Genomic DNA, 25,820 nt, shown 5'->3' with positions numbered 1-25,820 from the left:
GGACGCCGGTAGTCTCGGCGCGTGCGGCACGAGTCACCGGACAGCGGTGCGGACCTGCGCCGGCATCTGCCGGACGGCGGGACCCGGCCCGGCCACCGGCTGCGGTTCGGCTCCGGCGCCGCGGGCATCGAGCGGCTTGAGGCGTGTCTCGACGGCGAGGGATTCTCCACGCACCGCCACGACACGTACGCGATCGGGATGACGCTGCGGGGCGTGCAGACGTTCCGCTATCGCGGTGAGCAGCGGCACTGCCTGCCGGGGGATTGGCACGTCCTGCACCCCGACGAGCCGCACGACGGCGTGGCGGGCACCGACGAGGGGTTCGGCTACCGGATCATCTACCTCGACCCCGCCCTGGTCCAGGAGGCGCTGGGCGGGGCGCCGCTGCCGTTCGTCGCCGACCCCGTGATCGCGCGGCGCGACGCCGATCCCGCGCTCGCCGCGTGGCTGCGCGACATCGACGACCCGCTGGACGAGGCCGAACGGCTGACGCTCACGCTCCGGGTGGTCCGCACGCTCGTACGTCACTCCTCCGCGAGGCCGGGCAGGCGGGCTCCGCTGGCGCTGGAGGCGCTGACCCGGGTGCGCGACCTGATCGCCGACGACCCGACGACGCGGCACACGCTCGCGGAGTTCGAGCAGGTCTCGGGCCTCGACCGGTGGACGGTCGCGCGGCAGTTCCGTGAGGCGTTCGGCACCAGCCCGACACGCTTCCGCACGATGCGGCAACTCGACCTGGCCCGGCGGCTGCTGCGCGACGGCGCGCCCCTGGCCGAGGCGGCCCAGCTCGCCGGGTTCGCCGACCAGGCCCACATGTCGCGCATGTTCAAGCGGGCCTACGGCCTCACGCCCGCGAAGTGGACCGCCGCGCTCGCCTGACGATCGGCGCCGTACTCCATCGGCTGGGTGCGTTGCGCGGTTCGTGCCGGCGATCATCTCCAGCGTCGGCTTCTGAGCCCAGGTGGCATGTGTCGGCCTTCCGGGCCGTCACTGGGCGAGGACGTAGCCTCCCACCGAGGACGGGATGACGAAGGAGTCGAGCCTGCGCAGCCGGTGCGTGGTGCGGTTCACCCGATACCAGGTGTGCGTCCTGCGCAGGTCGCCGTTCACGTGACGATCGGAGCGGGTCAGCACGTCGAGATGGCCCGCCCTGTCCCAGCGGGCCGCCAGGGCGGTCTCGCCCTTGTGAAGCCGGATGGGGATGCTGCTCTTCTTCGCGGTGGCGAGGTTGCGGGTGACGACCACGTTCTTCACCGAACCGCCGGTCTTCGTCCACTTCGGGGAGGCCACGGTGACGCCGTCGGGGCCGAGATCACCCCGCATGTAGACGGACCGCCGTAACGTCACCGACCACGTGCCGGTCGCGTAGAGCACCGCTCTCCGGTTGTCGCCCGCCATCATGCGCTTGCCGTCCGGGCTGAAGTCCCAGGTCTGGTATCCCCTCGGCAGGCTGAACACCTTCCCCGTAGTCGTGTCCGCGACGCGATTCACCTCCCATTCGGAGGCGTTCACCCCGCGCATGCCGAGGAACCGGCCGCCAGGGGAGAGGGTGAGCGCGTCCATCCGGAGGTCGTCCGGCCACGTGACGGTGGGCACCTCGCGCGTCTTGCCGGTGGCGGCCGCCCAGATCGTGAGCACGCCGTCCTTGCCCGCGAAGTACGCGGCGTGGGCGCCGTCCTGGGAGACGGCGACGACGCCGGCGACGGTGTACTCGCCGGGTGCCACGGTCCTGCGGGCGCCGGGGAGCGCGACGACGCGGCCGTCGCTCAGCCAGAGCTTCAACGGGCCGCAGGGCTGGCGGCCGCCGTCGGATTGGAGACAGGACCCGAGACCCGCATAGCGGATCACGGGCGGGGCCGTCGCGGCCTCGGCCTGGGGGATGATCATGAACGTCGCGCCGGCCACCACGGCGGCCGGCGCTATTCGAGACAGCATCCCGACATCTTCGCACGATGCCGACATCAAGGATGGTGGTCGCGTCCTGTCAGGACGGGCACTCAGAGCCCGCCGTCGACGTTGAGCACGGCGCCGGTGACATACGACGCCTGGTCCGACAGCAGCCAGGCGACCGCCTCGGCGATCTCCTCCGGCCTGCCCGGACGCCCCATCGGGATGCGGGCCGCCACCCGCTCCGCCCGCCCCGGCTCTCCGGAACGGGCGTGGATCGTGGTGTCGATCGTCCCCGGCGCGACGGCGTTGACCCGGATGCCGGCCGGGGCGAGCTCCCGGGCCAGGCCCACGGTCAGCGTCTCGACCGCAGCCTTGGTCGCGGCGTAGGCGACGTACTCGTGCGGCGAGCCCGTGCGCGCCGCGACCGAGGAGACGTTCACGATCACCCTCCCGGACGACGACGCGGACGACGACGCGGACGCGGACGCAGACGCGGTCCAGCGCCGCGCCGCCTCCCGGCACAGCCGCACGGGCGCCACCAGGTTCACGTCGACGACCCGCCGCAGGTCGGCGTCGGTCAGACCGGTGAACGGCCCGATCCTGGTGGTCACCCCCGCGTTGTTGACCAGGCCGGTGACCTCCCCGGCCGCCTCGGCCAGCTCGAACAGCCGCTCCGGCGCGTCCTCCCCGGTCACGTCGAGCCGTACGCCGCGGACGAGGGCGCCGTCGCGGCCGAGCTCGTCCTCCAGCGCCTTGGCGTCCGTGTCGGAGCCGGAGTGGGTGAAGACGACGCCGAACCCGTCCGCGCACAGGCGGCGCACCGTGCTGCGGCCGATCCCGCGCGTCCCTCCGGTGACGATGACGACCGGGTGAGAGGTCATCGGCGTGCTCCTTCCCCGTCCGTCCTGGCCTCGATCGCGTGGACGACGGCGGCCATGTCCAGGTCGGCGTGGCCCAGCGCGAGGGTCTCGCCAAAGAGGCTATGGCAGACGTCCAGCAGCGGTGAGGCGATGCCGGCCCCACGGGCCGCCTCGGCGATGAGCCGGTTGTTCTTCAGCACGTCGGCGATGGCGGCCTGGGGGGCGAAGTCGCGCCCGGCCAGCTTGACCGCCTTCACCCGCGAGATGTCGCTCGCCATCTGGCCCGAGTTGAGCACGTCGACGAGCAGCTCGATGTCGAGGCCCTGGCGCTCGCCGAAGTGCAGCGACTCCGCGAGGCCGGTGACCGTGGTGATCAGGAAGATGTTGACCGCGAGCTTGGTCAGCAGCGCCTTGGGCGCGGGCCCGCACACCACCGTCTTGACGCACATCGGCTTCAGCAGCGGGCGGACCTCTTCAACGGCGTCCGGGCGGCCGGCGAGCATCGCCACCAGCCGCCCCTGCTCGGCCGGCACCCGGGAGCCGGAGATCGGCGCCTCGACGTAGCGGCCCCCGGCCGCGAGCACGTCGGTCTCCAGCTCCGCGGAGTAGGCGGGTGAGGTCGTGCCCATGTGCACCACGATCCGGCCGGCGACGTTGCGGGCGAAGGCGGGCGTGCCCCGCTCCAGCACCGCGTCGATCGCGGCCTCGTCGGCCAGCATGAGGATCACCACCCGCGCCCGCCGGAACACCTCGGCCGCGCTGCCCGCAACCCGCGCGCCCGCGGCGCGCAGCGGCTCGGCCCTGGCGGCCGTACGGTTCCACACCACGAGGGGGGTTCCCGCCCGGGCCAGGTTGAGCGCCATGGGCTGACCCATGATCCCGAGACCGACGAAGCCCACGTCCATCCGTTCGCCTCCCTGCGTACGTCCCGTGCCGCGGCGGCGGCACGCCGGGGACCGTTGTAGGCGACGGCGCGGCGGAGGTCTTGAACGATTGTGCCGCCCTCGCCGTCGCCGCCGCTGTCGTCGTCGCCGTTGCCGTCGCTGTCGTCACGCAGCGGCCGGCTCGCGCCGGCTCAGCGCCTCGTAGACGAGGGTTGCGGCGGCCACGACGGCGACGACGGCGCCGTAGACCAGCGAGGTGCCCCGCAGGCCCTGCGTGGTGATGGCGACCCCGGCGACCAGCGCCGGGATGCTGAACGCCAGATAGCTCACCACGTAGATCGCCGAGATCAGCGCGGCCCGCTCGTGCGGCGCCGCGAGCTGGCTGACCGTCCGGAAGGCGCCGAGGTACGCCGGCCCCCACCCGGCGCCCGCGACGAGCGCCGCCACGACGAAGAGGGGCAGCGACGACGACGCCACGGCGACGATCAGCAGGATCGTCCCGAGGAGGAGCAGCACCGTTCCCTCGCGCTGGAGGCGCTCCGGCGCGCGATTCCTGAGCAGCACCGACACGAGCGCCGAGACCGCGGCGAGCGCGCCGAGGACGAGGCCGATCGCCGCGTGGTTGTGCTCGCCGAACACCGCGCCGAGCAGCGACGCCCCGACGGAGAAGATCAGGCCGCCGAGCATCCAGGTGGAGAGCATGACCGGGACCGCGCGCAGGAACGCGCGTCTGGCCGGCGCGGGGACGAGCACCCTCGGGCGCAGCGTGGCGGCGGCGCCGGGAGTCCGCTCGACGGTCTCGGGAAGCACGGCCGTCGCGATCGCGAGGACGACGAACGCCGCCGTGAGAATCACGAAGATCAGCCGGGTGGGGTGCGGCGCGTACTCGATCAGCACCCCGCTCCCGACCGTGCCGATGCTCAGGCCCGCGGTGGTGGCCGCGCCGTTGATGAGCGATCCCAGCCGCGAGCCGTCGGCGGGTTGCAGGTCGAGCAGGTACGCACCGACCACACCGATCGCGGCGCCGGTCGCGAGGCCCTGGACGACGCGGGCGGCGACAAGGGCGGCTACGCCGTTCGCGCCGAGGAAGACGGCCATCGCGGCCGCCTCGGCGACCAGCGCCACGGCGAGGACCGGGCGGCGGCCGAGGAAGTCGGACAGCCGCCCCACGGTGAGCAGGCTGACCAGCAGCGCGAGCACGTAGACGGCGAAGATCGCCGTCAGCGTGAGGGCGCTGAAGCCGAACTCGGCCTGATAGACGGGATAAAGGGGGCTCGGCGCGCTCGAAGCGGACAGCAGAATGGCCGTGGTGCCCGCCACCAGCCAGAAGGCCGCCGCGCGCGGCAGGGCCGGGAGGCCGCGGCGTCTCACCGCCGGGGTGTCGAGGGCGTGCTGTCGTTCGTGCAGGCGACTTGTCATCGTGGCTCCGGCTATGGTTCGAAATAGTTCGAACGGTTGTAACCGCCGCGCCCCGGATTTAGTTCCAAAAATCTCGAAATGTTGGGAATGTGAGCTCCCTCACACCGAGCCGGGTCAGGCCCGTGATGCGACGTACATCGTAGGCGGCGATGACCCGGTCGGCGGCCCTCGCGCCCGCCCCTGCCGACTCCGGCCGGCTCCCGCGACCGTCAGGACAGCAGCTCGTTGATCTTGTCGCGGGCGACCGTGGCGAGCACGCCCGCCTTGTGCGGCTGGCCGCGCAGGAACGCCTCGGTGAAGTGCTTGGCCTGCTCATACCTGACCTTGCCCGGCATGGGCGGCTCGTTGGGATTGACGTCGCAGTCCACCAGCGCCGGCCCGTCGTGCGCCAGTGCCTCCCGGATCGCGCCCGGCAGGTCCTTCGGGTCCTTGATCTTCGCGCCGTACGCCCCGCAGGCGCGGGCCCAGGCGGAGAAGTCGGCCTCGGGCCGCCGGTGCCGCACGGCGTACTCGGGGTAGCCGAGGATGATCTGCTCCCAGAGGATCTGCCCGTAGCTGTTGTTGTTGTTGACCACGACCTTGATGGGCAGGTCGTGCCGCACGGCCGTGAGGAAGTCGGCCATGAGCATGGCGAACCCGCCGTCGCCCACGAACGCGATCACCTGGCGGCCGGGGAAGGCGTGCTGCATCCCGATGGCGTACGGCAGGCCGGGGGCCATCGTGGCGAGGTTGCCCGACAGGTAGAACTCCCGTCCGTCGCGGATCGTCCAGTGCCGCGCGGCCCACGTCGCGATGGTCCCGGAGTCGCAGGTCAGGATGGCGTCGCCGGAGGCCGCCTCGTCGACGCAGCCCATGAGGTACTGCGGGGCGATCGGATCACGGCTCGGGTCCTCCAGCGCCCGCATGTCGCGCCGCCAGGCGTCCATCCTGCGCTGGTACTTCTCCAGAAACGACCGGTCCTTCGCCGGGCCGAGCATCGGCAGCAGCGCCCGCAGCGCGAGCCTGGCGTCGGCGGCGACCGGGGCCTCGGTCGGCCGCCGGATGCCGAGCAGGGCGGGATCGGCGTCGATCTGCACCACCCGGGCCTGCCCCTCGGGCGGCAGGTACTTCCCGTAGGGGAAGGACGTGCCGACCATCAGCAGCGTGTCGCACTCCTCCATGAGCTCCTCGCTCGGCGCGGTGCCGAGCAGGCCGAGCCCGCCGGTGGTGAGCGGGTGGTCGTCGGGCACCACGAACTTCCCGGGGAGGGTCTTCACGATCGGGCTGCCCAGCCTGTCGGCGACCGCCAGCACCTCCTCGCGGGCGTGCCGCGCGCCGACGCCGACGAGCATGGCGATCTTCCGGCCCTGCCGCAGCACCTCCGCCGCCCGCGCCAGGTCCTCCTCGACCGGCCGCAGCGGCGGGAGAGAGCAGGTCGTCAGGCTCGCGGGAGGGGTGCCGGGGCTGACGTGCCGGTAGGGGTCCTCGCTCGCGGGCGCCACCTGGATGTCGTTGGGGAAGGTCAGGTGCGACACCGTCCGCCTGGTCAGCGCGGCGCGCACCGCGAGGTCGACCACGCCGGGCATCTGCTGCGGGTTGGTGACCATCAGGTTGTAGGCGGCGAGGTCCTGATAGAGACGGTCGAGGTGGACCTCCTGCTGATAGTGGGTGCCCAGCACCGAGGTCTCCTGCATGCCGGTCAGGGCCAGCACGGGCACGTGGTCGAGCTTGGCGTCGTACAGGCCGTTCAGCAGGTGGATGGCGCCCGGTCCCGAGGTCGCGGCGCACACGCCGAGTCGGCCGGTCGCCTTCGCGTAGCCGGTCGCCATGAACGCGGCGGCCTCCTCGTGGTGCACCAGGATGAAGCGCAGCTTCTCCCGGTGCCGGCGGAACCCCTCCATCAGGCCGTTGATCCCGTCACCGGGGAGCCCGAAGATCGTGTCGACCCCCCACTCCACCAGCCGCCGGGCCAGGCTCTCACCCACGATCTCGGTCATGTCCGCCTCCGATTGCATTCGACCGTACGGGCGGGTTCCGCGGCGATCCCGTTCAGCGTTCCGCGACGGTCCCGGTCAGCGGGAGGCGGCACGGTGGCCGCACCACCAGCCGAGGGCGTACGCGGAGACGAGACCGGCGGCGACGGCCAGCCGCTTCGGGGACGACACGACCGACCTGACCTGCTTCAGGGCGCCCTTCGGATCGGCCACGGCACCCGCCACGCTGCCGATCGCCGACGTCAGGGTGTCGCCCGCGCGCTTCACCACGGTGCTCTGCACGTTCATGATCGACACCTCGTATGCGACACCTGCGTCATCGACACCTTCGTGATCGACACCTTCGTGATCCGGCATCGAACGGCTCGCCCGATGGGCCCTTCCCGGCACCCGTACGCGTAAACGACGCCGCAGGTCACGGGGATTTGGGGTGCGGCAGACCGGCGCATCACGTCGCCTCGCGACCGGTCTCGTCGGCCTGCCCGGCCTGCCCGGTTTTCACGGGGCCGGAGGGCAGCAGGAAGCTCGCCAGGAAGCTCACCCCCAGCAGGCCGACGATGACCCACAGGGCCTGCTCGCTCGAGCGGAGGAAGACCGCGACGGTGGCCGCCGTCTCCGTGGCGTTGCCTGCCAGCAGGCTGAAGAAGACGGTGCCGATGACGGCGATTCCCGCCGCGGAGCCGAGCTGCACCGTCGTGTTCACGACCCCGGAGGCCGAGCCCGCGTGGCGCGCGGAGACCCGGGCCAGGGCGATGTTCACGAGGGTCGCCGAGACGCAGGCCAGGCCGATGCCGGCGACGACCATGGCGGGAAGCAGATTCCAGGGGCTGAGGCCGGCGCCGTTGCGGTGCAGGGTGTAGATCATGCCGGCCACCGCGCCCCCCATCACGACGGAGCCGACGGCGACCACCAGGCGGCCGGCACGCGGGGCGAGCCGGGTGGCCGCCCCCGAGCCGATGATCACGCCGAACGCGAACGGGAGGAAGGTCAGGCCCGCGCGGAGCGGGGTGTAGCCGAGCGCGATCTGCAGGTGCAGCGTCAGGACGAAGAAAAAGCTGCCGCCGGTGAAGAAGACCAAGGCCACCACCAGGCCGGGAATGACGCCGCGCTCCCGGAACAGGCCGAGGTCGACGAGCGGGGAGTCGTCCCTGCGGGTCCTGCCCCGCTCGTACGCCACAAAGATGACCAGCAGGGGGAGAGCGGCCGCCATCGAGATGAAGGTCCACAGAGGCCGGCCGAGCTCGCGGCCCTGCACCAGTGGGTAGAACACCGCCACCAGGGCGAGCGTGATGAGCACGACGCCGACGAGATCGAGCCGGCGCGTGTGCTCGGCCCGGGACTCGGGCATGAGCGCGGCGGTGCCGAGGAAGGCGGCGGCACCGATCGGAACGTTGATCAGGAAGATGGTGCGCCAGTCCCAGCCGAAGAGGTCGGCGTCGATGAGCAGACCTCCCAGCAGCGGCCCGCTGACACCGGCGAGGGCCAGGACCATGCCGTACTGGCCGAGTGCCCGGGGACGCTCCGCGGCGCTGAAACCGACCTGGATGTAGGTCAGGACCTGCGGGATCATCACCGCGGCCAGCGCGCCCTGCAGGACGCGCGCGCCGATCAGGGTCTCGGGGCCCTGCGCGGCCCCCGCCAGCGCCGAGGCGATCGTGAAGCCCACGATGCCGGCGAGGAAGGTCTTCTTGCGGCCGAAGACGTCGCCGAGGCGGCCGCCGGTGATGAGCATGAGCGCGAAGGCCAGGGCATAGCCGGCCGCCACCCACTGCAGGTCGGCGTCGGTGGCCCGGAGGTCCTTCTGTATCTCCGGCAGGCCCACGGTGACGATGGTGTTGTCCACCAGGTCCATGAAGGCGGCGAGGAGAACGACAAGGAGCGCGGGCCACCGCCTGGCGCTCGGCCCTGCCTCGGGACCGGACGCTCGCGCGTCCTGTGACGTGACGGACATGGAACGACGCTCCTGACTGCCGGGGATCGAGGAGGGCCCCGGGATCCCGGCCGAAGTAGTCTCTTTTGCAGAGCAAGCAATTTACTTCACTGAGCTAAGTCTCTTAGGAGACTAAGAGAATTTGGAGGCGACGTCAATGGCGGAGGTCTCGCGTCCGGAGCTGCTCGTGTCGATCAGGGAGGCGGTGCGGGCCTACACGGCCAGGGCGGTCCTCTACAGTCAGGCGATCGCCGACCAGATGGGGCTGAACGCCACCGACGCCCGGTGTCTCGACATCCTGAGCAGGAAGGGGCCGATAACCGCCGGTCAGCTCGCCGAGCTCACCGGGTTGACCAGCGGCGCCGTCACCGGCGTGATCGACCGCTTGGAGAAGCCGGGGTACGTCCGCCGGGTCCGCGACGCCGGGGACCGGCGGAGAGTGATCATCGAGCCGATCCCGGAGCACGAACTGCCCATCAACGCCTCGATGGAGGCCGGCGTCAGGACGCTTGACGAGCTGCTGGAGGACTACAGCGACGAGCAGCTCGCGGTGATCCACGACTTTCTGCGCCGCTCGGTCGCCATGACCGAGCGCGCGACGGCGGGCGCGCGGGAGCGCCCGGGCCGATAGCGGTCAGAGGAGGCCGGCGGAGAGCCCGCTCATCCGGGATGACGACGGAGCAGGAGCATCGCGGCGTCGTCGGGGAAGGGGCCGCCGGCGTGGCGCAGCAGGTCGGCGCGCAGCCCGTCGAGGGCCACCTGGGGATCGGTGCCGCGCAGCAGATGGGCCCGCTCCGTGAGCGGGTAGAAGCGGCCCTGCCGGTCGCGGCACTCGATCACGCCGTCGGTGTAGAAGAGGATCTGGTCGCCCTCCTCGAACGGCACCCGGTGGGGCTTGGGCCGCGGCGAGCCGAGCCCGCCGAGCCCCAGCGGGAGGGCCTCCTCCTGCGGCTCCGCGAAATACACGCCGCCGTCGCGCCGCAGCACGAGCGGGGCGGGGTGGCCGCAGTTGAGCAGCGAGATCTCCCCCTCGTGCACCTCCGCGAGTATGGCGGTGACGAACTTCTCGCCGCTCAGGTGCCGGGCCAGGCTGGTCTCCACCCGCTCGACCACACCGGCGAGCTCGGACTGGTCGTAGGCCGCCTCGCGGAACGCGCCGAGCACCCACGCCGCGGTCTCCACCGCCTCCAGGCCCTTGCCCTGCACGTCGCCGATGAGGATCCGCACGCCCTCCGGGGTGGTCACCACCTCGTAGAGGTCGCCGCCGATCTGGGCCTCCGCCGCGGCGGAGGTGTAGGAGAGCGCGATCCGCAGGTCGCTCGCGCGGCGGGGGACCGGGCGCAGGAGCACCCGCTGGGCCGCCTCGGCGACCAGCCGGACGTTGGCCAGCTCGCGCTCGCGCCGGTTGCGCAGGCGGCTGGCCAGCATGCTCGCGCCGGTGACGCCGACGATCGCCGTCAGGGTGAGATTGTTGCTCGTACGGCCGAGCAGGCCGTCGTACACGGCGAGGGGGACGCAGATGACGAGGGCCAGCAGCCCCACCATGGCCGTGCGGCGCACGCTGCCCGCGACCGACGCGAAGGCCGGGCCCAGCGTGAGGAGCGGCAGGAAGCCCACCCCCGGCCCGGTGATCAGGTCGACGATGACGACCAGGAGAATCGCGATGAACGGCAACGCACGCAAGATGCTCTGGGAACTCATCGCGACTCCATAGCCGGCCCCCACGTCAGCACATGATTCCTTTGGTGGCTTTACTCTTTCCCGCGTAGTGAACACGACACTCCCCTATGCCCGCGACGGATGGCACCATTTCGGGCCGGACGGTCAAGTCGCGGCGGGCCCCACCTGATCACTACGAGTAGTGACGTTACTCGAATTCGTGACGCCGTGGCCGGTAAAGCAGGACATCCGGCCTTCCTCGCTCGCCGTCACGGCAGCTCCGCGAAGCGTTCGACCTGGTCCGTACGGCCGGACACGATGATGACGTCGCCATAGCCGAGCTCGGTCTCGGCGGTGGCGTAGGTGAACTCCTCGTCCGGCCGCTTGACCGCCACCACCGTCACCCCGTACTTGCGGCGCAGGCTCGACTCGCCGAGGGGCACTCCGACGTACTCCTTGGGCGGGAGGGTCTTGACCAGAGCGAAGTTCTCGTCGACCTCCATGTAGTCGAGCAGCCGCCCGCTCACCAGGTGGGCCACGCGCTCGCCCATGTCGTGCTCGGGGAAGACCACGTGCTGGACGCCGATCCGGCTGAGGATGCGGCCGTGCTGCCGGCTCACGGCCTTGGCCCAGATGTCGTCGATCTCCATCTCGACCAGCAGCGACGAGGTGAGGATGCTCGCCTCCAGGTCGCTGCCGATGGCGCACACCGCGCGGTAGAAGTCCGGCAGGCCGAGCTGGCGCAACGCCTCGGGGTCGGTGGCGTCGGCCGTGGCGATGTGCGTGATCTGGCCCGCGAGGCTCTGCACCACCTTGGGGCGGTGGTCGATGGCGAGCACCTCGGTGCCGCGCCGCACCAGCTCCAGGGCGAGCGCGGTGCCGAAGCGGCCGAGACCGATCACGGCCACGGGGTCGTTTCTCATGTCAGCCAACGATGACCTCCTCCTCCGGTAATTCATAGCGCCGTCCGCGCTCCTTGAGCGCCAGGGCGGAGCCCAGCGTGAGCGGGCCGATCCGGCCGACGAACATCAGCAGCGTGAGAAGCACCTGCGCGGCGGGGGAGGCGGCCGAGGCCACGCCGACGGACAGCCCGGTCGTGCCGAAGGCTGAGACGACCTCGAACAGCACGTGGTCGAGGGACTGCGGCGACAGCACCAGCAGGACGTAGGTGAAGAGCGCGACCAGGGCCACGCTCAGCACGGTCAGCGAGACCGCCTGCCGCTGCGCGGCCTCGGTGAGGCGGCGGTGGCCGATGTTCACCCGGCTCTCGCCGCGCAGCTCGGCCCAGACGATGAAGGTCAGCAGGCCCAGCGTGGTGACCTTGATGCCGCCCGCGGTGCCCGCGCTGCCGCCGCCGACGAACATCAGCAGCTCGGTGACGAGCCAGCTTGAGGGGTGCATCTGCGTGATGTCGAGGCTGTTGAACCCGGCGCTGCGCGGCATGACGGCGGTGAAGAACGCGGCGAGCAGCTTGCCGTGCTCGTCCATCGGCCCGAGCGTGCGGGGGTTGGTCCACTCCGTGACGAGGAAGACCAGGGTGCCGCCCGCCAGCAGGACGGCGGTGACCGTGAGCGTGATGCGGGTCAGCAGCGACCAGCGGCTCGGGCGGCGCCAGGATCGGCGCAGCTCGAACACCACGGGATAGCCGAGCCCGCCCACGATCACCGCCGCCGCGACGGTCAGGCAGACCCAGGGATCGGCGGCGAACCGCATGAGGCTGTCGGGCCACAGCGCGAAACCGGCGTTGTTGAACGACGAGACCGCGTGGAACAGGCCCAGGTAGAGGCCGCGCCCGACGGGCTCGCCGTAGCCGAGCACGAACCTGAGCGTGAGGACGGTTCCCACGACCGCCTCGCACGTCAGGTTGAACAGCACCACCTTGCCCACGACGCGGCGCAGGTCGCTGCCGTTGAGCACCCGGGTCTCGGCCTGCGCGGACAACCGGGCCCGCAGGCCCAGCCTGCGCGAGACGAGCAGGGTGAAGACGGTAGCCAGGGTCATGATGCCGAGACCGCCCACCTGGATCAGCACGGCGATGACCACCTCGCCGAACGCCGACCAGTGCGTGGCCGTGTCGACGACGGTCAGCCCGTTCACGCACACCGCCGACGTCGCGGTGAACAGGGCGGTGAGCCAGTCCGCGGGCACTCCGGAGGCCGTGGCGAGCGGGCTGGACAGCAGGACGGTCCCCAGGATGATCGTCACCCCGAACACCGTCGTGATCACCTGCGCCGGCTGGTTGAAACGCGCCACCATGGCCCAGAACAGCTTCATGCGCGAGGCTCTCCGCCGTCGCGGTCCCGTACGCGTCCGCGCGGGCGGCCACGTCGGGCGGGGATCCCGCGCCCGTGGCCGAGGCGGCGGGCCGACTGCGATACCACCGAGACCTCCGTGGGGGCAGCGGACGACGGCGCCGACCCGACTTCCCGGCACACCGCGGCCTACCGTAACAGCACCTTTCCGCCCGGGCACATCGGGGCTGTCACCGCCGGAGGGAATTCCGATCAGCCGGACGTGGCCGCGAACGGGCCGCCTGCGCCGAACACGAGCCGGGCGAAGTTGTCGCCGATGCGGCGATGTCCCGCAGGGCCGGGGTGCACCTCGTCGGGCAGCGGCAGTTCCGCGTAGTCGGCCTCGCCGTAAAGGTCGCGGCCGTCGAGGTAGTGCAGGTGCGGGTCGTCGGACGCCCGCCGCAGCACGATCCGGGCGAGCTCGTCGCGTACGACGTTGAGCGTCAGCCGCCCGGCGGCGCGCTCGGCCGGGTCGCCCGTGGCCCTGAACCGCACGGTCCCGCCCTGGAAGTCGGGCGCGAGCGGGCCGGGGGTGTCCTCCTGCACCGGGCACAGGATGGAGGACACGACCAGCAGCGGCGTGGCCGGGTGTCCCTCGCGGATCGTGTCGAGGAAGCCGTGGACCGCGGGGGTGAACGCGCGCAGGCGCATCACGTCGCCGTTGACGATGTTGATGCCGATCTTGACGCTGATCAGGTCGGCGGGGGTGTCCCGTATCGTGCGGGCGGTGAACGGGTCGAGCATCGCGCTGCCGCCGAACCCCAGGTTGATCAGCTCGACTCCGCCCGCGGCGGCGGCGAGGGCGGGCCAGATGGCGGTGGGGTGGGCGGCGTTCGAGCCGTGGCTGATGGAGCTGCCGTGGTGCAGCCACACCCTGCGCCCGCCGTCCGGCGCCGGCTCGATCGGGGCGTCGGTGCGCAGGGCGATCAGCTCGGTGATCTCCGTATGCGGAAGCCAGATCTCGACGGTCTTGTCGCGCGCGGGCAGATCGGCGAACCGGGCGGTTCCCGGAGGCCCCTCCCGCAGCTCGACCGACTGGGTGGCCATGTCGATCACCCGGACGTTGCCGCCGCTCACGGTCGCCTGGGCCGTGAGGCGGCCGTCGACGAGCAGGTCGTAGGCGCCGTCCGCCGGGGCGGGCAGGCCCAGATAGGCCCTCTTGGTGGGCAGCGCGTCGAGCTCGACGGTGGTCGCCCGGGTCCGGAACGCCAGCCGTACGCCGGACGGCTGGGCCTCGGCCATGGCCAGTTGCCCGTCGGGGATCTGCCGGCGGGCCCAGGCGGGCAGCCGGTGCGGCAGCAGGCCGTGCGCCGTGCGTTCCACGTCGAGGGCGCCGCGCAGGAGGTCGGCGGTGACGGGTGTGGTGATTCGGTCGTGTTCGATGCTCATCGCCTCAGCCTGTTCGTGATCAGGGCGTGGTCCGGTTGCGCAGCATGGAGTCGAGGGAGTCGACGATCCAGGACCACGATTCGTCCGGGTCGACGGCGGTGTGGCTGAAGCCTCCGCTCATCTCCAGGTCGACGTAGCCGTGGAAGACGCTGCCCAGCATCCGCACCGCGTGTGTCTGGTCCGGCTCCGCGATGTCGTAACCGCGCAGGATGGCCCGGGTCATCTGGGCGTGCCTGCCACCGGCGCTGGCTGCCGCCGCCTCGGGGTCGAGCCTGAACCGGGCGGCGGCGTAGCGGCCGGGATGCTCCCGGGCGTAGTCGCGGTAGGCGGCGGCGAAGGCCGCCAGGGCGTCCCTGCCGGCGCGCCCGGCCAGCGCGTCGGCGACCCGGTCGGCGAGCTCCTCCAGCGCCAGCAGGGCGATCCCGGTCTTGAGGTCATGCGAGCTCTTCACATGCGAGTACAGACTCGCGACCTTGACGCCGAACCGCCGGGCCAGCGCCGAGATCGTCACATGCTCGAAGCCGACCTCGTCGGCCAGCTCCGCTCCCGCCCTGATCAGGCGTTCCGTGGTCAGTCCCGCACGCGCCACTATCCTCTCCCTACGTTGCCTTCAACGATTATGTAATTTCCTAATGCCTATAGGCAAATCGCGCTTCGATGTGCGGTCCACTTGAATATCATGGATTCCGATATATTCTGGAGTGGTGACATCACGGGCGATGACGGAACCGGCGTTCCTCGTTCTCACCGCACTCGTCGACGAGCCGCGGCACGGCTACGGCATCGCGCAGGAGGTCGAGCGGCTCTCCGGAGGGCATGTCCACCTCAAGATCGGCACCCTGTACGGCGTGCTCGACCGGCTCGCCGCCGACGGGTGGGTGGAGGCGGACCGCGAGGAGGTGCGGCAGGGACGGCTGCGCCGCTACTACCGGCTGACCGACGAGGGGGCGCGGGCGCTGGAGGAGGAGGCCGTACGGCTGGCCGACAACGCGCGCCGCGCCGTCGAACGGCTGCGGCTCAGGCAGGGGCTCAAACAGGGGCCCAGACAGGGGTTCAGTAAGGGGCTCAGCGAGGCGGGAGGGCCGGCATGAGCGAGCGCCACGACGAACGCAGCGTGCTCGAGGAGCGCTACCGGCGGTGGCTGCGGCTGCTGGCCGTCGCGGTCCTCGTCCTGTCCTGCGTGCTGGTGCCGCCGCCCATGACGGGGTGGGAGAACGCGGTGCGCTGGGCCTGCTCGCTCCTGCCTGCCCTGGTCCCGGCGCTGGCGCTGTCGACCGGGTTCCATCGCGACGCCCCGCCGCCCCGCCTGCCCGCGCGGCGGGCCCGGCTCCTGCTCGTGCTCCCGCTCGCGGCGGGGTGTGGACGCGGGAAGAGGTCCCACGACGGGAAAGCCGCCCCCGGTGGCCGGGGGCGGCATCGGTCGTGCGGGGGAGCCGGGAGCTATGCCCAGGGCTGGGAGACGACCCAGCTCACGTCGTTGCTCCACTGGTTGGCGTTGTCGAAGGCGTTCGATCCGCCGTTGCTCGCGATGTAGACGGTGTTGTTGTAGTGGCGCAGGAACCGGTTCGGGAAGTTGTAGGAGGCGAACGACGTGCCCTGGCCGTTCTTGCCCGCCTGCGGGCAGAAGGTGGCGTCCTGGGCGAACAGCGAGCTGCCGTCGTCGCGCTGCCGGTAGAGCTGGTAGTAGCTGTGCCGCAGGTAGTCGCCGGGGTAGTTCCTCGACTCGAACGACACGCACGAACTGTTGGCCAGGCCGCTGCGCACGATCCAGGTGGCGTCGTTCTTGTCCAGCGTGGAGCTGGACGAGGTGATCACCGAGGTGATCGCGTTGTCGTTCTGGTGCCGGATGTAGCGGTCGGTGTAGCCCGGTGTGGTCGCGCGCAGCGAGATCGCCGAGCCGGGGGTGAGCGTGCCGTTCTGGACGCCGCCCGACGCCGTGGCGTATCCGGCGGCGACGATGTTGGCCTGCACCGCGTTCTCGGTGGCGTCGGACGGATAACCGGACGTCATCACGCCCTCATAGAAGGTGCCCCTGGCGCTGACGCTGTTGTCGCCGCCGATGCCGAGGATGATGGCGCCTTCCTTCTTCATCGGGTTGTAGCCCGCGACGTTGGGCCGCACTCCGTTGTAGAAGGTCGACAGGCCGCCCGACTGGGCGTTGCCGCCGCGGATGGCCCAGTGGTTGGGCTCACCCTTGAGGATGGCGGTCAGGAACCGGTGGCTGATGCTCGGGTTGCCCGCGTTGTAGTGCTGGTTGACGCCGGAGAACAGGCCGTTCTCCAGGTCGGCCATGATCCAGGGGCCGTTGCCCGCGCCGTAGCCCCAGTAGTTGTTGTTGCCGAAGTAGATGGCCTCCATCGTGCCGTTGCCGTTGTCGCGGCTGTTGGTCTCGGCGTTGCCGTAGTCGAAGCAGCAGCCGTTGTTGTAGTGGGTGCCGTCGAAGATGGCGTACATGCCCTCGGGCTGGTCGCCTCTGGCCACGCCGTTGGTGTTGTTGTTGCGGTAGCCGGTGCCGGGAGAGATGTAGACGCCGTACGCCTTGTGGCCGCCGACGGTGACCGGCGCGGCGGTCGCGACGGCGAGGTTGTCGTAGCCGCCCGCGGCCGGGCCGGAGAACCCCCCGGGAGGCGCCTGGGTGAGGCGGTTGTTGCGGCCGGACTGGTCGTAGATGATCGTGATCACGCAGGTGGTGCCGGCGCAGAACGAGTCCTGCGTCGCGGCGTTGGCGACGCCGCCCGCGCTCAGCACGCCGATGTCGCGGGTGGCGTTGTCGGAGGAACGGCGCACCTGGTAAAGCGGGCCGTTGTAGTTGCCATACAGAGCGCGGGTCGTGCTGTGCGCCGCCACGCACGGCGTGCCGCCCGCGGCGTAGATGTCGCACGGCCCCTGCGTGGCGGCCTCGGACGGTGCGGAAAGGCCGGCCAGCAGGCCGGCGGCGAGCGTGATCGCCGCGCCCGCGGACAGCGCCGTCCTCTTCAGGTGCCCTGATCGGAAAATCATGATGGCTTTCCGTGCCTTCCTTTGGTGGCGTGCCTCGTGCCAGTGAGGTGTTAGCGCTAACAATTGTCACTGTGAGCCCGCCGTCTCACAGTCGTGTATGGGGATCGGTGCGCTCAGTTTTGGCGTCCTGCCCGTCTCCGTCAAGGCCCCAATTCGGCCGATGGGACGTTTGCCCGCGCCATGCGGGTGTTGTCGACGGCCGATTCCCCAGGGTGAGGGAGCGCGACCGGTCTCGGGTTGACTCTGTCGTGTTGTCCCTGCTCAGTGAATGTCTCGTGATGTCAGGTCTGTCTCTGGGGCGCCGGGCGGCTCCGCAAAGTCGTGAAAGTTTCAGGACCGACGTGCCCGCGCCGTCACTCGACCCTTTACCAGCTTTTACCGGCCTTGACCGGCCCGCCGGAATGGCCCACAGTGGCGGGAAGACGCCCGCCCCGCCCGCCGCCCACGGGCGCGTCTCATCCTGTCGTTTCCGACTCGAACGACGGAGCTGAATGTTATGGATAACATCCGTTAATCGCGATCATCCGGCCGCGTCGCGAGGTGTCGATCCGCGGCGGCCCTGGCGTGGCCATGCGTCGCCGCCACGGCGGTGCGATCGCGGATGCCGGCCGGCGCGCCCCGGCATGGCTTGGCATGTGGCCTGGTATGGCCGCCGGGGTGCTACGCGGCGATGCGCGGGCTGCCTGTACGGTGCCGGGTGTGACCGGCGAGACCGACCTGCGCATGCTGCTGAGCGGCATGCGGCCGCGACTGAACCCGGGCCGCTACGTGTTCACCACGGTGGACGGCGGCGTTCCCGCCGGCGCCCGGCCCGTCGTCACGGTCGCCGAGGAGGAGGGCCTGACGCTGGTCCTGCCGCAGCAGGAGGCCGACGCCGCCGGGCTGGCGTACGAGTACGTCGCGGGCTGGATCACGCTGCGCGTCCACTCGGCGCTTGAGGCGGTCGGCCTGACCGCGGCCGTCGCGCGGGAGCTCGCCGCCGCCGGCCTGAGCTGCAACGTCGTCGCGGGTTTCCACCACGACCATCTCTTCGTGCCCTACGAGCGCGTCGCCGACGCGGTGGCCCTGCTGGAGGACCTCGCGCGCCGCTCCGCCTGACCTCGGACGCCGCCCGCGCTGATGCGGCCCGACCTGCGGGTTTGAAACTTTCAAGGACGTTGACCTGCGTTCTGACTGTGTCGCCGAAATCCTTACCGAATGGGCGGACGCCTCTCACCAGGTCTGATGGCGATTCCCCTCACCCTAAGGTTTCGGCAGCGTTACGGGAATCATTGACAACTGTGCGATCTCGATCCGATACTTTCGTCAAAGCTCCGATAGTTTTCGGAAGCGTAGGCGTACGGCACCGTCGTGGGATGGCCGCCACCACCCGCCCGCTTACGCGCCCCGCAGAGTCGCCGTACGCCGTCTGACCACCCGTCAGGCTTCAGTAGGAGGAAGCGCGCATGATCGACGCCCCCGCCCAATCGTTAGGCCATAGACCCGGCCGCGTCAGGGTGCTCATCGCCCGTGTCTGCGCGGTGGCGCTGGCCGCGGCCGTGGCGTTGCTGCCCGGTGTCGCCAACGCGGCCGTGACGACGAACCAGACCGGCACCAACAACGGATACTTCTATTCGTTCTGGACCGACAGCCAGGGCACGGTCTCCATGGAGCTGGGCTCCGGCGGAAACTACAGCACCTCCTGGCGCAACACCGGCAACTTCGTCGCCGGCAAGGGCTGGAGCACCGGCGGCCGCCGTACGGTGACCTACTCGGGCAGCTTCAACCCCTCGGGCAACGCCTACCTGGCGCTGTACGGGTGGACGAGGAACCCGCTGGTGGAGTACTACATCGTCGAGAACTGGGGCACCTACCGGCCCACCGGGACGTACAAGGGCACCGTCACCTCCGACGGCGGCACGTACGACATCTACCAGACGACGCGTTACAACCAGCCGTCCATCGAGGGCACCCGGACGTTCAACCAGTACTGGAGCGTCCGGCAGCAGAAGCGGACCGGCGGCACCATCACCATCGGCAACCACTTCGACGCGTGGGCCCGCGCCGGCATGTCGCTCGGCAGCCATGACTACCAGATCCTCGCCACCGAGGGCTACCAGAGCAGCGGCAACTCCAACATCACCCTCGGCGAGACCTCCGGTGGCGGCGGCGGTGGCGGCGGCGGCGGTGGCGGCGGCGGTGGCGGCGGCGGCGGTGGCGGCGGCGGTGGCGGCGGTGGCGGTGGCGGCTGCACCGCGACGCTGTCCGCCGGCCAGTCGTGGAGCGACCGCTACAACCTCAACGTCTCGGTCAGCGGTTCGAACAACTGGACCGTGACGATGAACGTCCCGAACCCGGCGAAGATCATCGCCACCTGGAACACCAACGCCAACTGGCCCAGCTCGCAGGTGATGATCGCCAAGCCGAACGGCAACGGCAACAACTTCGGCGTGACCATCCAGCACAACGGCAACTGGACATGGCCGACGGTCTCCTGTAGCGCGGGCTGATCCCGCACCCGCACCTTCCGCACCTCATGGCGCGGCGGCCGACGGCCGCCGCGCCACTGTGCTTCCGGCGCTCGGCTGCGGGGCGCTGGGGCGCGTACTCCAGCAGGCCGGGGACGGCCGCGTGGGCGTCCGGCGGCGTGCCGCGGCGAGCCGTGCTCGCGCGACGCGCCTCGCCCGCGGCGCACCTGTCTCAGAGTTTGTGGAGCTTCTTGTACGGGGTCAGGATTCTTTCCTGCTGCGATCGGAAATCGACGACCACAGCCACCCCCTCCTCGACTTCCACGACCACGCCGAGACCGTACGAATCATGGCTGACCTGGTCGTTCACACTGAACTGCTCGACAGGCGGAGCGGGGGGCGGGGGCTTGAAGGGACTGGTGGGCAGGTGACGGCGGGACGCGCCGCTGGCTGGCTTCATCTCGTCAAGTATGTGCTGCTCGCGGAACTGGTCACAACCAACCCCCGGTCTTGGGGCCGCCGCCTTTCCGCGCTACCCCCGAGCGGCGGGCGGGACGGGGGCCGGCCGCCGGTCAGGGCCGCCAGGCTTCCTGATAATCGGCGTGCCAGTTGTACGCGGACGCCTCAAGCCTCAGCAGATGCTCCGCCTGGGCATGTTCCTCGATCGCCAGGTAGAGCTCCTTGACGAGCACGGATTCCAGGTAATCCAGACGGCTCCGCTTCGCGGCCAGGTCCCGCTCCAGTTTGTGCGAGCCGGGCTCCCCGGCGTCCGCGTTCCTGCGCGCCTGGTCCAGATCCTCACGGACGCGGGCGCGCAGGAATGCGATCAGCCCCGCCAGCACGGCTTCCGCCCGATGTGCGCGGGCCCTGCGCGCATCGGCCACGATCTCGCGATAACGAGCGGCGAGGACGGGCCCGTCCGCGCTCATGTGGTCGGGGCCCACGTGGTCGTGGCTCATGCGGTCCTGGCTCATGTGGTCCTGACGGGGAAACCGCCACAGAAGCGCCTTTCCGCCGGCAGGCTCCTCGTCGCCGGTGGCGAAGGCGTCCCCGAGGAGCTCCGCCGCGAGCAGGGGGCGGTTGCGGACCAGCTCCAGGAGCGTCCCCCGATTGATCGTCGTCATGGCCAGGAGGTTACATGGAGTAGTCATGCGCACGCCAAACGTCGCTGACGTCGGCTGAGGTGGTTTCCTACCCTCCGGTGGAAGCTCTCTCCACCCATGTGGGTCCCGGCCACACGATCATGGTGTCGCTTTCTCCGCCGGGCCGGGCCCGTCGGGCCGCTTCGGTGCGCCTGTCGCGTCCCCGAACGCGTCCCCGAACTGGCGGAGCGCCCGCTCGGCGATCTCGCTGGAGAGCCTGCCCATCACGGATCTGGCCCGGCCGAACGTCTCCGTGCCGAGCTGCACGGCGACGTCGAGGCCCTCCGCTCCGGTCTCGAGCACCTTGTCGCGCACCTCCGCGGCCGCGTCCGCCCATCGCCTAGCGTCCATCGACTGCCGATCGCGCTCGATCCCGAGCCGTCCGTGGAAGTCGACGACGGCGGTCGAGACGTGGTTGCTCGACTGCACCAGGGCCGGGACCGTGGTCGGGTGCAGCAGCACCTTCGCGTTGGCCGCGGCGGCGGCCGCCTGCATACGGGCCAGCAGGTGCTCGGTGCACCGGGAGATGAGCTCCAGGCGGTTCTGCCGTGCGGCTCGAAGCGCGAGGCGATGCTCGTCCAGCTCCTCCGGAGACGCCTCCAGCACCCGGTCGAGTTCGAGCACGGCGATCGCGTCCTGCAACTGGAAGCAGCGGGCCAGAACGGCCAGCCACTCCTGGACCTTGACCTCGGCCTCCTTGGCCGTCTTGGCGAGGTCGCCGATCTTGGCCTTGTCGTCCATCTTCTCGGCGATAGCGTCGAGCTGACGCAACGCGTACGCCTGGGTCCGTGCGATCGTCACCGGCGTGGCCTGCATCTTCGACCACGTGACCTCGGAGACCCGGCCCACCTGCTCCCGGATGGTCATGGCCTCCTCGATCAGGAGGTCCACTCCGATCATGTCCGCGACCACGGCGTCCTTCTGCGCGCGGAGCACGTCGTCGACCTTCTCGTCGATGGCGGCGAGATAGTCGGTGATCTCCTCCATGGTCTGCTGCATCGCGAGCTGCGCCATGAGCCCCGCGGCACCGGCCAGGACCGCCGGGTTGGTCAGGAACGATCCGGGCTTCACGATCTCCATGAGTCCCTTGATCTTTCCGTTCTCCGTCAGCACGGCTCGGCTGACGTCCCCTTTCGACCCCTTCATCAGGGTGTACTTTTTCATCGCCTGGGCGGACTTCTCGGTCAGCTTCACCCAACGGCCCGCCTTGGCGGCTATATCGGACCCCACCTGTACGGCTTCGGCCCCGGCGCCGAGAGCGGATCTGAGCCGTTTCAGTCCGAGATCCTTCGACGGCAGTCCCTCGGACATGAGGAAACGGTCCACGGCCGCCGGATTCCCGATGACCGCCAGGCCATCGCCGTCGCTGATCAGCTCAATCTCGTCGTCCATCGTCGGCTCCTGAAGTGCGAGCAGGGAAAGCGGTTCCTCGCAATGCGCTGCGCGTCACAGTATGCCGGGAAATCCCATGAGAAAGCTCAGTGGCCCTTGCGCTGCGGCCCGTGGACGAAGGCCGCTGCACAGGAGGAAATTCTGTGGGAGGACACCCGCCTCTATCCGAGCGGAAAGGCCACGGGGTTTCATGAAGGGCGATCCCCGTGTTTGCGACATTCGCATGCCACTTTTCGCCAGAAAATGGCCCGATACCCCCGGGTCGCGGCCGGTCGGTGTCAGTATGTGATCAAGGTTTCCCCCCGACCGGCAAAGGACGTCCGCATGAACAACCCGGCCCGGATCGCCGTGACCGCACTGACGCTCGCCGCCTCGCTCGCCGCCGTGGTCCCGGCCTCGGCGGCGTCCGACCGGCCGCTCAGCCGTACGCAACTCAAGAAGCTGCTGGTCACGACGAAGGACCTCGGCAAGGCAGGGGGCACGGTGCCCATGGATCTCAAGCGGCTCGACCTGACCGGGCTTGAGATGGACGACGCCCGCTGCCTGACCGCCGCGCGGGCGTTCGACGCGGTGTTCGACCGGCCGGCGCAGAGCGCCCTCGTCCTGTGGCGGATCTCCGGAGGGGAGCGCCTTTACACGGGCGACGCCGCCACGCTCAAGAAGATGACCTCCGCCGCCCAGCGGGTCGCCACGGCCTGCGACGGCGCGGGCGACCGGCGTAACATGGTGAAGATCGTCAAGCGTGCGCCGGGCAAACTGGGCCAGGAGGCCTACGCCTTCGAGGTCCAGGACTCGAACCCGGTATACGAAGGGCAGGGCACCAAGCTGTACCACTTCGACTACGTGGTGATCCGGCACCGATCGGCGGTCGCCGTCGTCCAGGGGATCAGCGTCGGCGCGAACCACTGGAAGGACACCATGACGCTGGCGCGTAAGGCCGCCGCGAAGCTCGTCAAGGCCTACCCGCGCCACCCCTGACGGCACGCCTGACGGCGGGGCCGGGGAGGAGAGCTTCCCCGGCCCCGCCGTGCTTTCAGTGGGCGGTCACCGGCCGGGTCGCCGCCGAGGTGGCGGTGGCCTTCGCGTAGGCCTTCGCCGACACGGTCACCCGTACGGCGATGCGGGCGTCGCGGTCGTGGCCCTTGAGGTGATAGGTGCGGTCCGTGGCGCCCTTGACCAGGACACCGTCGCGCAGCCACTGGTAGGCGACCTTGTCGGGCGAGGGCGTCCAGGTGCCGGGGGAGGCGGTCAGCGTGCGGCCGATCTTCGGCGTTCCGCTCACGATGGGCGGCTCGGCCGAGGTGAACGTCCCGGGCGCCACCGGCGCGGTCGCCGCCGAGCGTGCCGACGCGGCGGTGAAGTACGGGTCGTCGACGGTCACCTCGACGAGCACCTTCCTGCCGAGGTCCCGGACACCCGGACGGTACGTCGGCCCGGTGGCCCCGGGGACCGCCGCGCCGTTCACATACCACTGGTAGGTGAAGCCCGCCACCTGCCGCGACCAGGTGCCGGGGGAGGCGGTGAGCTCACCCCCGACCTTGACGGCCCCGCTGATCACCGGCGGCGCGGTGCTGGAGACCGGCGACGGCTGGGCGTCGTGCAGGTCCACCTCGGCCGTACGGACGAAGACCTGCCGGTGGGCGTACCAGAGCTGGTAGTACCGGTCCTGGCCCTTGAGGTCGGTGCGGTCGCCGGGACCCGACCCGTCGAACGTGGTCGCCCGGTAGTAGTCGGTGACCACGTCGTCGTCGCTCACGGCGTACGTCTGCCCGGCCGGGATCTTGTACTCCAGCGGCGACAGCGCCTGCACCGGGATGCCGGTGCCGGTGTAGGCGGACGCCTCGGGATAGGCCCGTCCGTAGACGTCGGCGGGGGTCGTCGCCGACTTCACCATCACCGTCTTGGCCTGCGTACGGACCACGACGGGGCGGTCGGCGGGGTTGTGCAGCCAGGCGAGGGAGCCGGCCCACCACACGCCGAGCCAGTCGCCCTGCACCTGGGCGACGACGAACTTGTGGCCGGAGACGACGCGGGCGCTGATGTCGCTCGCGTACGTCGTGCCCGCGGTCGAGCCGGGCTTCCAGCCGGGGTCGGCGGCGAGGGGCGCGGTCTCGGAGGGCGACTGGTAGAGGGGCAGGAAGTTGGTGCCCGCTCCCTGGACGCAGTCGGGGGAGGGCGGGGAGGCGGCGGCGCAGCCGGTCACCGGCTGGGGGTTGTCCTGATAGCCGGTGCGGACCTCCACCACGTCGCCCGGGGCGACGTCGGCGGTGGTCTTCCGGTCGCCGCCGATCGGGGCGCCCAGCAGGTCGAAGTAGTGGTCCCAGTCCCAGTAGGGCCCCGGGTCCCAGTGCATGCTCTTGGTGGCGCCGAGGACGGTGCCGGGCACCTGGTCGTGACCGATGACGTGCGCCCGGTCGAGCGGGACGCCGTACTTCTGCGCGAGGTGCTTCACCAGCGCGGCCGAGGTCTGGTACATCGACTCGGTGAACCACGCGGCGGTCCCGGCGAAGCCCTCGTGCTCGATGCCGATGGAGTGCATGTTCACATACCAGTTGCCGGCGTGCCAGCCGACGTCCTTGGCGTCGAGGTGCTGGGCGATGTGGCCGTCGGAGGACCGGATCGTGTAGTTCCAGGCGAGGTACGTCGGGTCCTGCGCCAGCCGTACGGAGGGGTCGAAATAGCCCTCGGTGTCGTGGATGACGATGTAGTCGATCTCCGGCCCGCCCGGCCCGGTGCGGTCGGCGAGGTCGTGGTTGCCATAGTCGGTCGTGCCGTCCGGCAGGGTGGGGGAGCCCTTGGCGTACGGCGCCTCCAGCCACTCGCAGTCGAGGCCGGCCGGGCAGTCGACCCCGGCGTCGGCGGCGAGCTTCGCGGCGGGCAGGGCGACCGACTCGTCGGCGGCGAGGGTGACCCGCTGCCCGTCGGCGGTGACGCGGCTCTGGCCGCTGCGCAGGGTCTGGTAGACCTGCCGGACGAAGTCGTTCTTCGCGCCGAACCGCGCCACCGCGTCCCGCCAGGAATTCAGGCCGTCGCCGCCGTCGTGGTAAGACGCCAGCAGCGCGGCCCCGCCGCAGATGTTGGCGTTCGGGTCGCGGCGCAGCGCGTCGGCCGTCAGCCCGGTCAGCTCGGCCGCCGCCGCGATCTGGCTCGTGGCCGCGGACGCGCGTCCCTTGTCCGCGCCGTCCCACGCCTCGGGCGCCCGGTCGCCGAGGTCGAACACGCCGTAGCCGCCGTCGGAGCTCGGCTTGCCCTGGTGGTCGTCCCAGCGGGACAGCATGTAGGCCACGGCCTTCAGCAGCGGCTCCGGCGCGCCCGTCGCCTTGGCCGCCTCGCCGAAGGCGGCGTCGCGTGTCGGCGCCGACAGCGTCGCCGTGCAGGAGACCCGCGGCCCGGCCGCGGCGGTGGAGGCCAGGGCGGACGGCGCGGCGGGGAACAGCGCCGCCGCCGCGGCTACCGCGACGGCGACGCCTCGATGTGGAGTTCTCAACGTTGTGCGACCCCTTCTCGGATGCCTGTGGGGGTGATCAGGCAGGGGCAATCACAC

23 protein-coding genes and 1 pseudogene are annotated in these 25,820 nt (G+C 70.7%); 7 read left to right on the top strand and 17 right to left on the bottom strand.

From position 1 onward, the window contains the following. The first annotated feature begins 21 nt into the window (after positions 1-21). On the top strand, positions 22-879 hold the full coding sequence (locus HCK04_RS19240) for an AraC family transcriptional regulator (RefSeq protein WP_260617331.1): 858 nt from the start codon (positions 22-24) through the stop codon (positions 877-879). Positions 880-987: 108 nt separating this feature from the next. Here the strand turns inward: HCK04_RS19240 and HCK04_RS19235 are convergent, their stop codons facing one another. From HCK04_RS19235 to HCK04_RS19205, 7 genes and pseudogenes are all read right to left on the bottom strand, one after another. Further along, positions 988-1,935 carry a hypothetical protein gene (locus tag HCK04_RS19235; RefSeq protein WP_142648753.1) on the bottom strand — a complete coding sequence of 316 codons (948 nt, stop codon included), beginning with the start codon at positions 1,933-1,935 and terminating at the stop codon, positions 988-990. Between the two features lie 62 nt (positions 1,936-1,997). Then, complete coding sequence (locus HCK04_RS19230; RefSeq protein WP_142648752.1) at positions 1,998-2,771, bottom strand: SDR family oxidoreductase; 774 nt, start codon at positions 2,769-2,771, stop codon at positions 1,998-2,000. Further along, positions 2,768-3,664 (bottom strand): annotated as a pseudogene (locus tag HCK04_RS19225) (NAD(P)-dependent oxidoreductase); the annotation flags it as partial. The pseudogene HCK04_RS19225 and the gene HCK04_RS19230, both read right to left, overlap by 4 nt. Positions 3,665-3,799: 135 nt before the next feature. Further along, positions 3,800-5,053 (bottom strand): MFS transporter, encoded by a 1,254-nt coding sequence (locus HCK04_RS19220; protein ID WP_142648750.1) that lies wholly within the window; start codon positions 5,051-5,053, stop codon positions 3,800-3,802. Between the two features lie 209 nt (positions 5,054-5,262). Beyond that, positions 5,263-7,029: a thiamine pyrophosphate-dependent enzyme gene (locus tag HCK04_RS19215; RefSeq protein ID WP_142648749.1), complete on the bottom strand. Its 1,767-nt coding sequence runs from the start codon at positions 7,027-7,029 to the stop codon at positions 5,263-5,265. 75 nt (positions 7,030-7,104) lie between these two features. Next, positions 7,105-7,314, bottom strand: a complete 210-nt coding sequence (locus tag HCK04_RS19210) for a hypothetical protein (protein WP_142648748.1) — start codon at positions 7,312-7,314, stop codon at positions 7,105-7,107. Between the two features lie 160 nt (positions 7,315-7,474). Further along, on the bottom strand, positions 7,475-8,977 hold the full coding sequence (locus tag HCK04_RS19205) for an MFS transporter (protein ID WP_142648747.1): 1,503 nt from the start codon (positions 8,975-8,977) through the stop codon (positions 7,475-7,477). A gap of 136 nt (positions 8,978-9,113) precedes the next feature. Here HCK04_RS19205 and HCK04_RS19200 point away from each other — a divergent pair, with 136 nt between their 5' ends. Next, positions 9,114-9,587: a MarR family transcriptional regulator gene (locus HCK04_RS19200; RefSeq protein WP_142648746.1), complete on the top strand. Its 474-nt coding sequence runs from the start codon at positions 9,114-9,116 to the stop codon at positions 9,585-9,587. Positions 9,588-9,616: 29 nt separating this feature from the next. Here HCK04_RS19200 and HCK04_RS19195 read toward each other — a convergent pair whose 3' ends face one another. The 5 genes from HCK04_RS19195 to HCK04_RS19175 all read right to left on the bottom strand — a co-directional run bounded on the left by HCK04_RS19195 (position 9,617) and on the right by HCK04_RS19175 (position 14,884). Beyond that, complete coding sequence (locus HCK04_RS19195; RefSeq protein ID WP_142648745.1) at positions 9,617-10,657, bottom strand: PP2C family protein-serine/threonine phosphatase; 1,041 nt, start codon at positions 10,655-10,657, stop codon at positions 9,617-9,619. Positions 10,658-10,884: 227 nt separating this feature from the next. Further along, positions 10,885-11,538 carry a TrkA family potassium uptake protein gene (locus HCK04_RS19190; protein WP_240971594.1) on the bottom strand — a complete coding sequence of 218 codons (654 nt, stop codon included), beginning with the start codon at positions 11,536-11,538 and terminating at the stop codon, positions 10,885-10,887. 1 nt (position 11,539) lies between these two features. Beyond that, positions 11,540-12,889 carry a potassium transporter TrkG gene (locus HCK04_RS19185; RefSeq protein ID WP_142648744.1) on the bottom strand — a complete coding sequence of 450 codons (1,350 nt, stop codon included), beginning with the start codon at positions 12,887-12,889 and terminating at the stop codon, positions 11,540-11,542. Positions 12,890-13,119: 230 nt separating this feature from the next. Further along, entirely contained in the window at positions 13,120-14,295 is a 1,176-nt protein-coding gene (locus HCK04_RS19180; protein ID WP_142648743.1) for a GDSL-type esterase/lipase family protein, read from the bottom strand. A 19-nt stretch (positions 14,296-14,314) separates the two neighbouring features. Next, the gene (locus tag HCK04_RS19175; RefSeq protein WP_142648742.1) at positions 14,315-14,884 is read right to left on the bottom strand and encodes a TetR/AcrR family transcriptional regulator; all 570 of its coding nucleotides are present in this window, start codon (positions 14,882-14,884) and stop codon (positions 14,315-14,317) included. A 115-nt stretch (positions 14,885-14,999) separates the two neighbouring features. On the opposite strand from HCK04_RS19175, the gene HCK04_RS19170 reads away from it, so the two are divergent. After that, complete coding sequence (locus tag HCK04_RS19170; protein ID WP_260617330.1) at positions 15,000-15,386, top strand: PadR family transcriptional regulator; 387 nt, start codon at positions 15,000-15,002, stop codon at positions 15,384-15,386. Next, positions 15,383-15,829, top strand: a complete 447-nt coding sequence (locus HCK04_RS19165) for a hypothetical protein (RefSeq protein ID WP_142648741.1) — start codon at positions 15,383-15,385, stop codon at positions 15,827-15,829. The genes HCK04_RS19170 and HCK04_RS19165 overlap by 4 nt, the downstream gene beginning before the upstream one ends. On the opposite strand, the gene HCK04_RS19160 is transcribed toward HCK04_RS19165, so the two are convergent. After that, complete coding sequence (locus tag HCK04_RS19160) at positions 15,736-17,295, bottom strand: alpha-L-arabinofuranosidase B (protein ID WP_142648740.1); 1,560 nt, start codon at positions 17,293-17,295, stop codon at positions 15,736-15,738. The two genes, HCK04_RS19165 and HCK04_RS19160, sit on opposite strands and share 94 nt — an antisense overlap. Positions 17,296-17,994: 699 nt before the next feature. Between HCK04_RS19160 and HCK04_RS19155 the strand changes: the two genes are divergently transcribed. Both HCK04_RS19155 and HCK04_RS19150 read left to right on the top strand, forming a co-directional pair. Further along, a complete protein-coding gene (locus tag HCK04_RS19155) occupies positions 17,995-18,393 on the top strand; it encodes an ACT domain-containing protein (protein ID WP_142648739.1) in 399 nt (132 codons plus the stop codon). Between the two features lie 347 nt (positions 18,394-18,740). Next, a complete protein-coding gene (locus HCK04_RS19150) occupies positions 18,741-19,784 on the top strand; it encodes a glycoside hydrolase family 11 protein (protein ID WP_142648738.1) in 1,044 nt (347 codons plus the stop codon). Positions 19,785-19,974: 190 nt separating this feature from the next. Here HCK04_RS19150 and HCK04_RS19145 read toward each other — a convergent pair whose 3' ends face one another. From HCK04_RS19145 to HCK04_RS19135, 3 genes are all read right to left on the bottom strand, one after another. Next, on the bottom strand, positions 19,975-20,202 hold the full coding sequence (locus tag HCK04_RS19145; protein WP_142617569.1) for a hypothetical protein: 228 nt from the start codon (positions 20,200-20,202) through the stop codon (positions 19,975-19,977). A 112-nt stretch (positions 20,203-20,314) separates the two neighbouring features. Then, the gene (locus HCK04_RS19140; protein WP_142648737.1) at positions 20,315-20,866 is read right to left on the bottom strand and encodes a hypothetical protein; all 552 of its coding nucleotides are present in this window, start codon (positions 20,864-20,866) and stop codon (positions 20,315-20,317) included. Positions 20,867-20,983: 117 nt separating this feature from the next. Then, positions 20,984-22,276 carry a hypothetical protein gene (locus HCK04_RS19135; protein WP_142648736.1) on the bottom strand — a complete coding sequence of 431 codons (1,293 nt, stop codon included), beginning with the start codon at positions 22,274-22,276 and terminating at the stop codon, positions 20,984-20,986. Positions 22,277-22,600: 324 nt separating this feature from the next. Here HCK04_RS19135 and HCK04_RS19130 point away from each other — a divergent pair, with 324 nt between their 5' ends. Continuing rightward, positions 22,601-23,254: a hypothetical protein gene (locus HCK04_RS19130; protein ID WP_142648735.1), complete on the top strand. Its 654-nt coding sequence runs from the start codon at positions 22,601-22,603 to the stop codon at positions 23,252-23,254. Positions 23,255-23,309: 55 nt separating this feature from the next. Here HCK04_RS19130 and HCK04_RS19125 read toward each other — a convergent pair whose 3' ends face one another. Next, a complete protein-coding gene (locus tag HCK04_RS19125) occupies positions 23,310-25,763 on the bottom strand; it encodes an N-acetylmuramoyl-L-alanine amidase (RefSeq protein ID WP_205830445.1) in 2,454 nt (817 codons plus the stop codon). Positions 25,764-25,820 lie beyond the last annotated feature (57 nt).

It is taken from the genome of Microbispora sp. CL1-1, from assembly GCF_012034195.1.
Lineage (GTDB): Bacteria > Actinomycetota > Actinomycetes > Streptosporangiales > Streptosporangiaceae > Microbispora.
The sequence above is the reverse complement of the archived record's forward strand: the minus strand, read 5'-3'. Positions and strand labels throughout refer to the sequence as shown.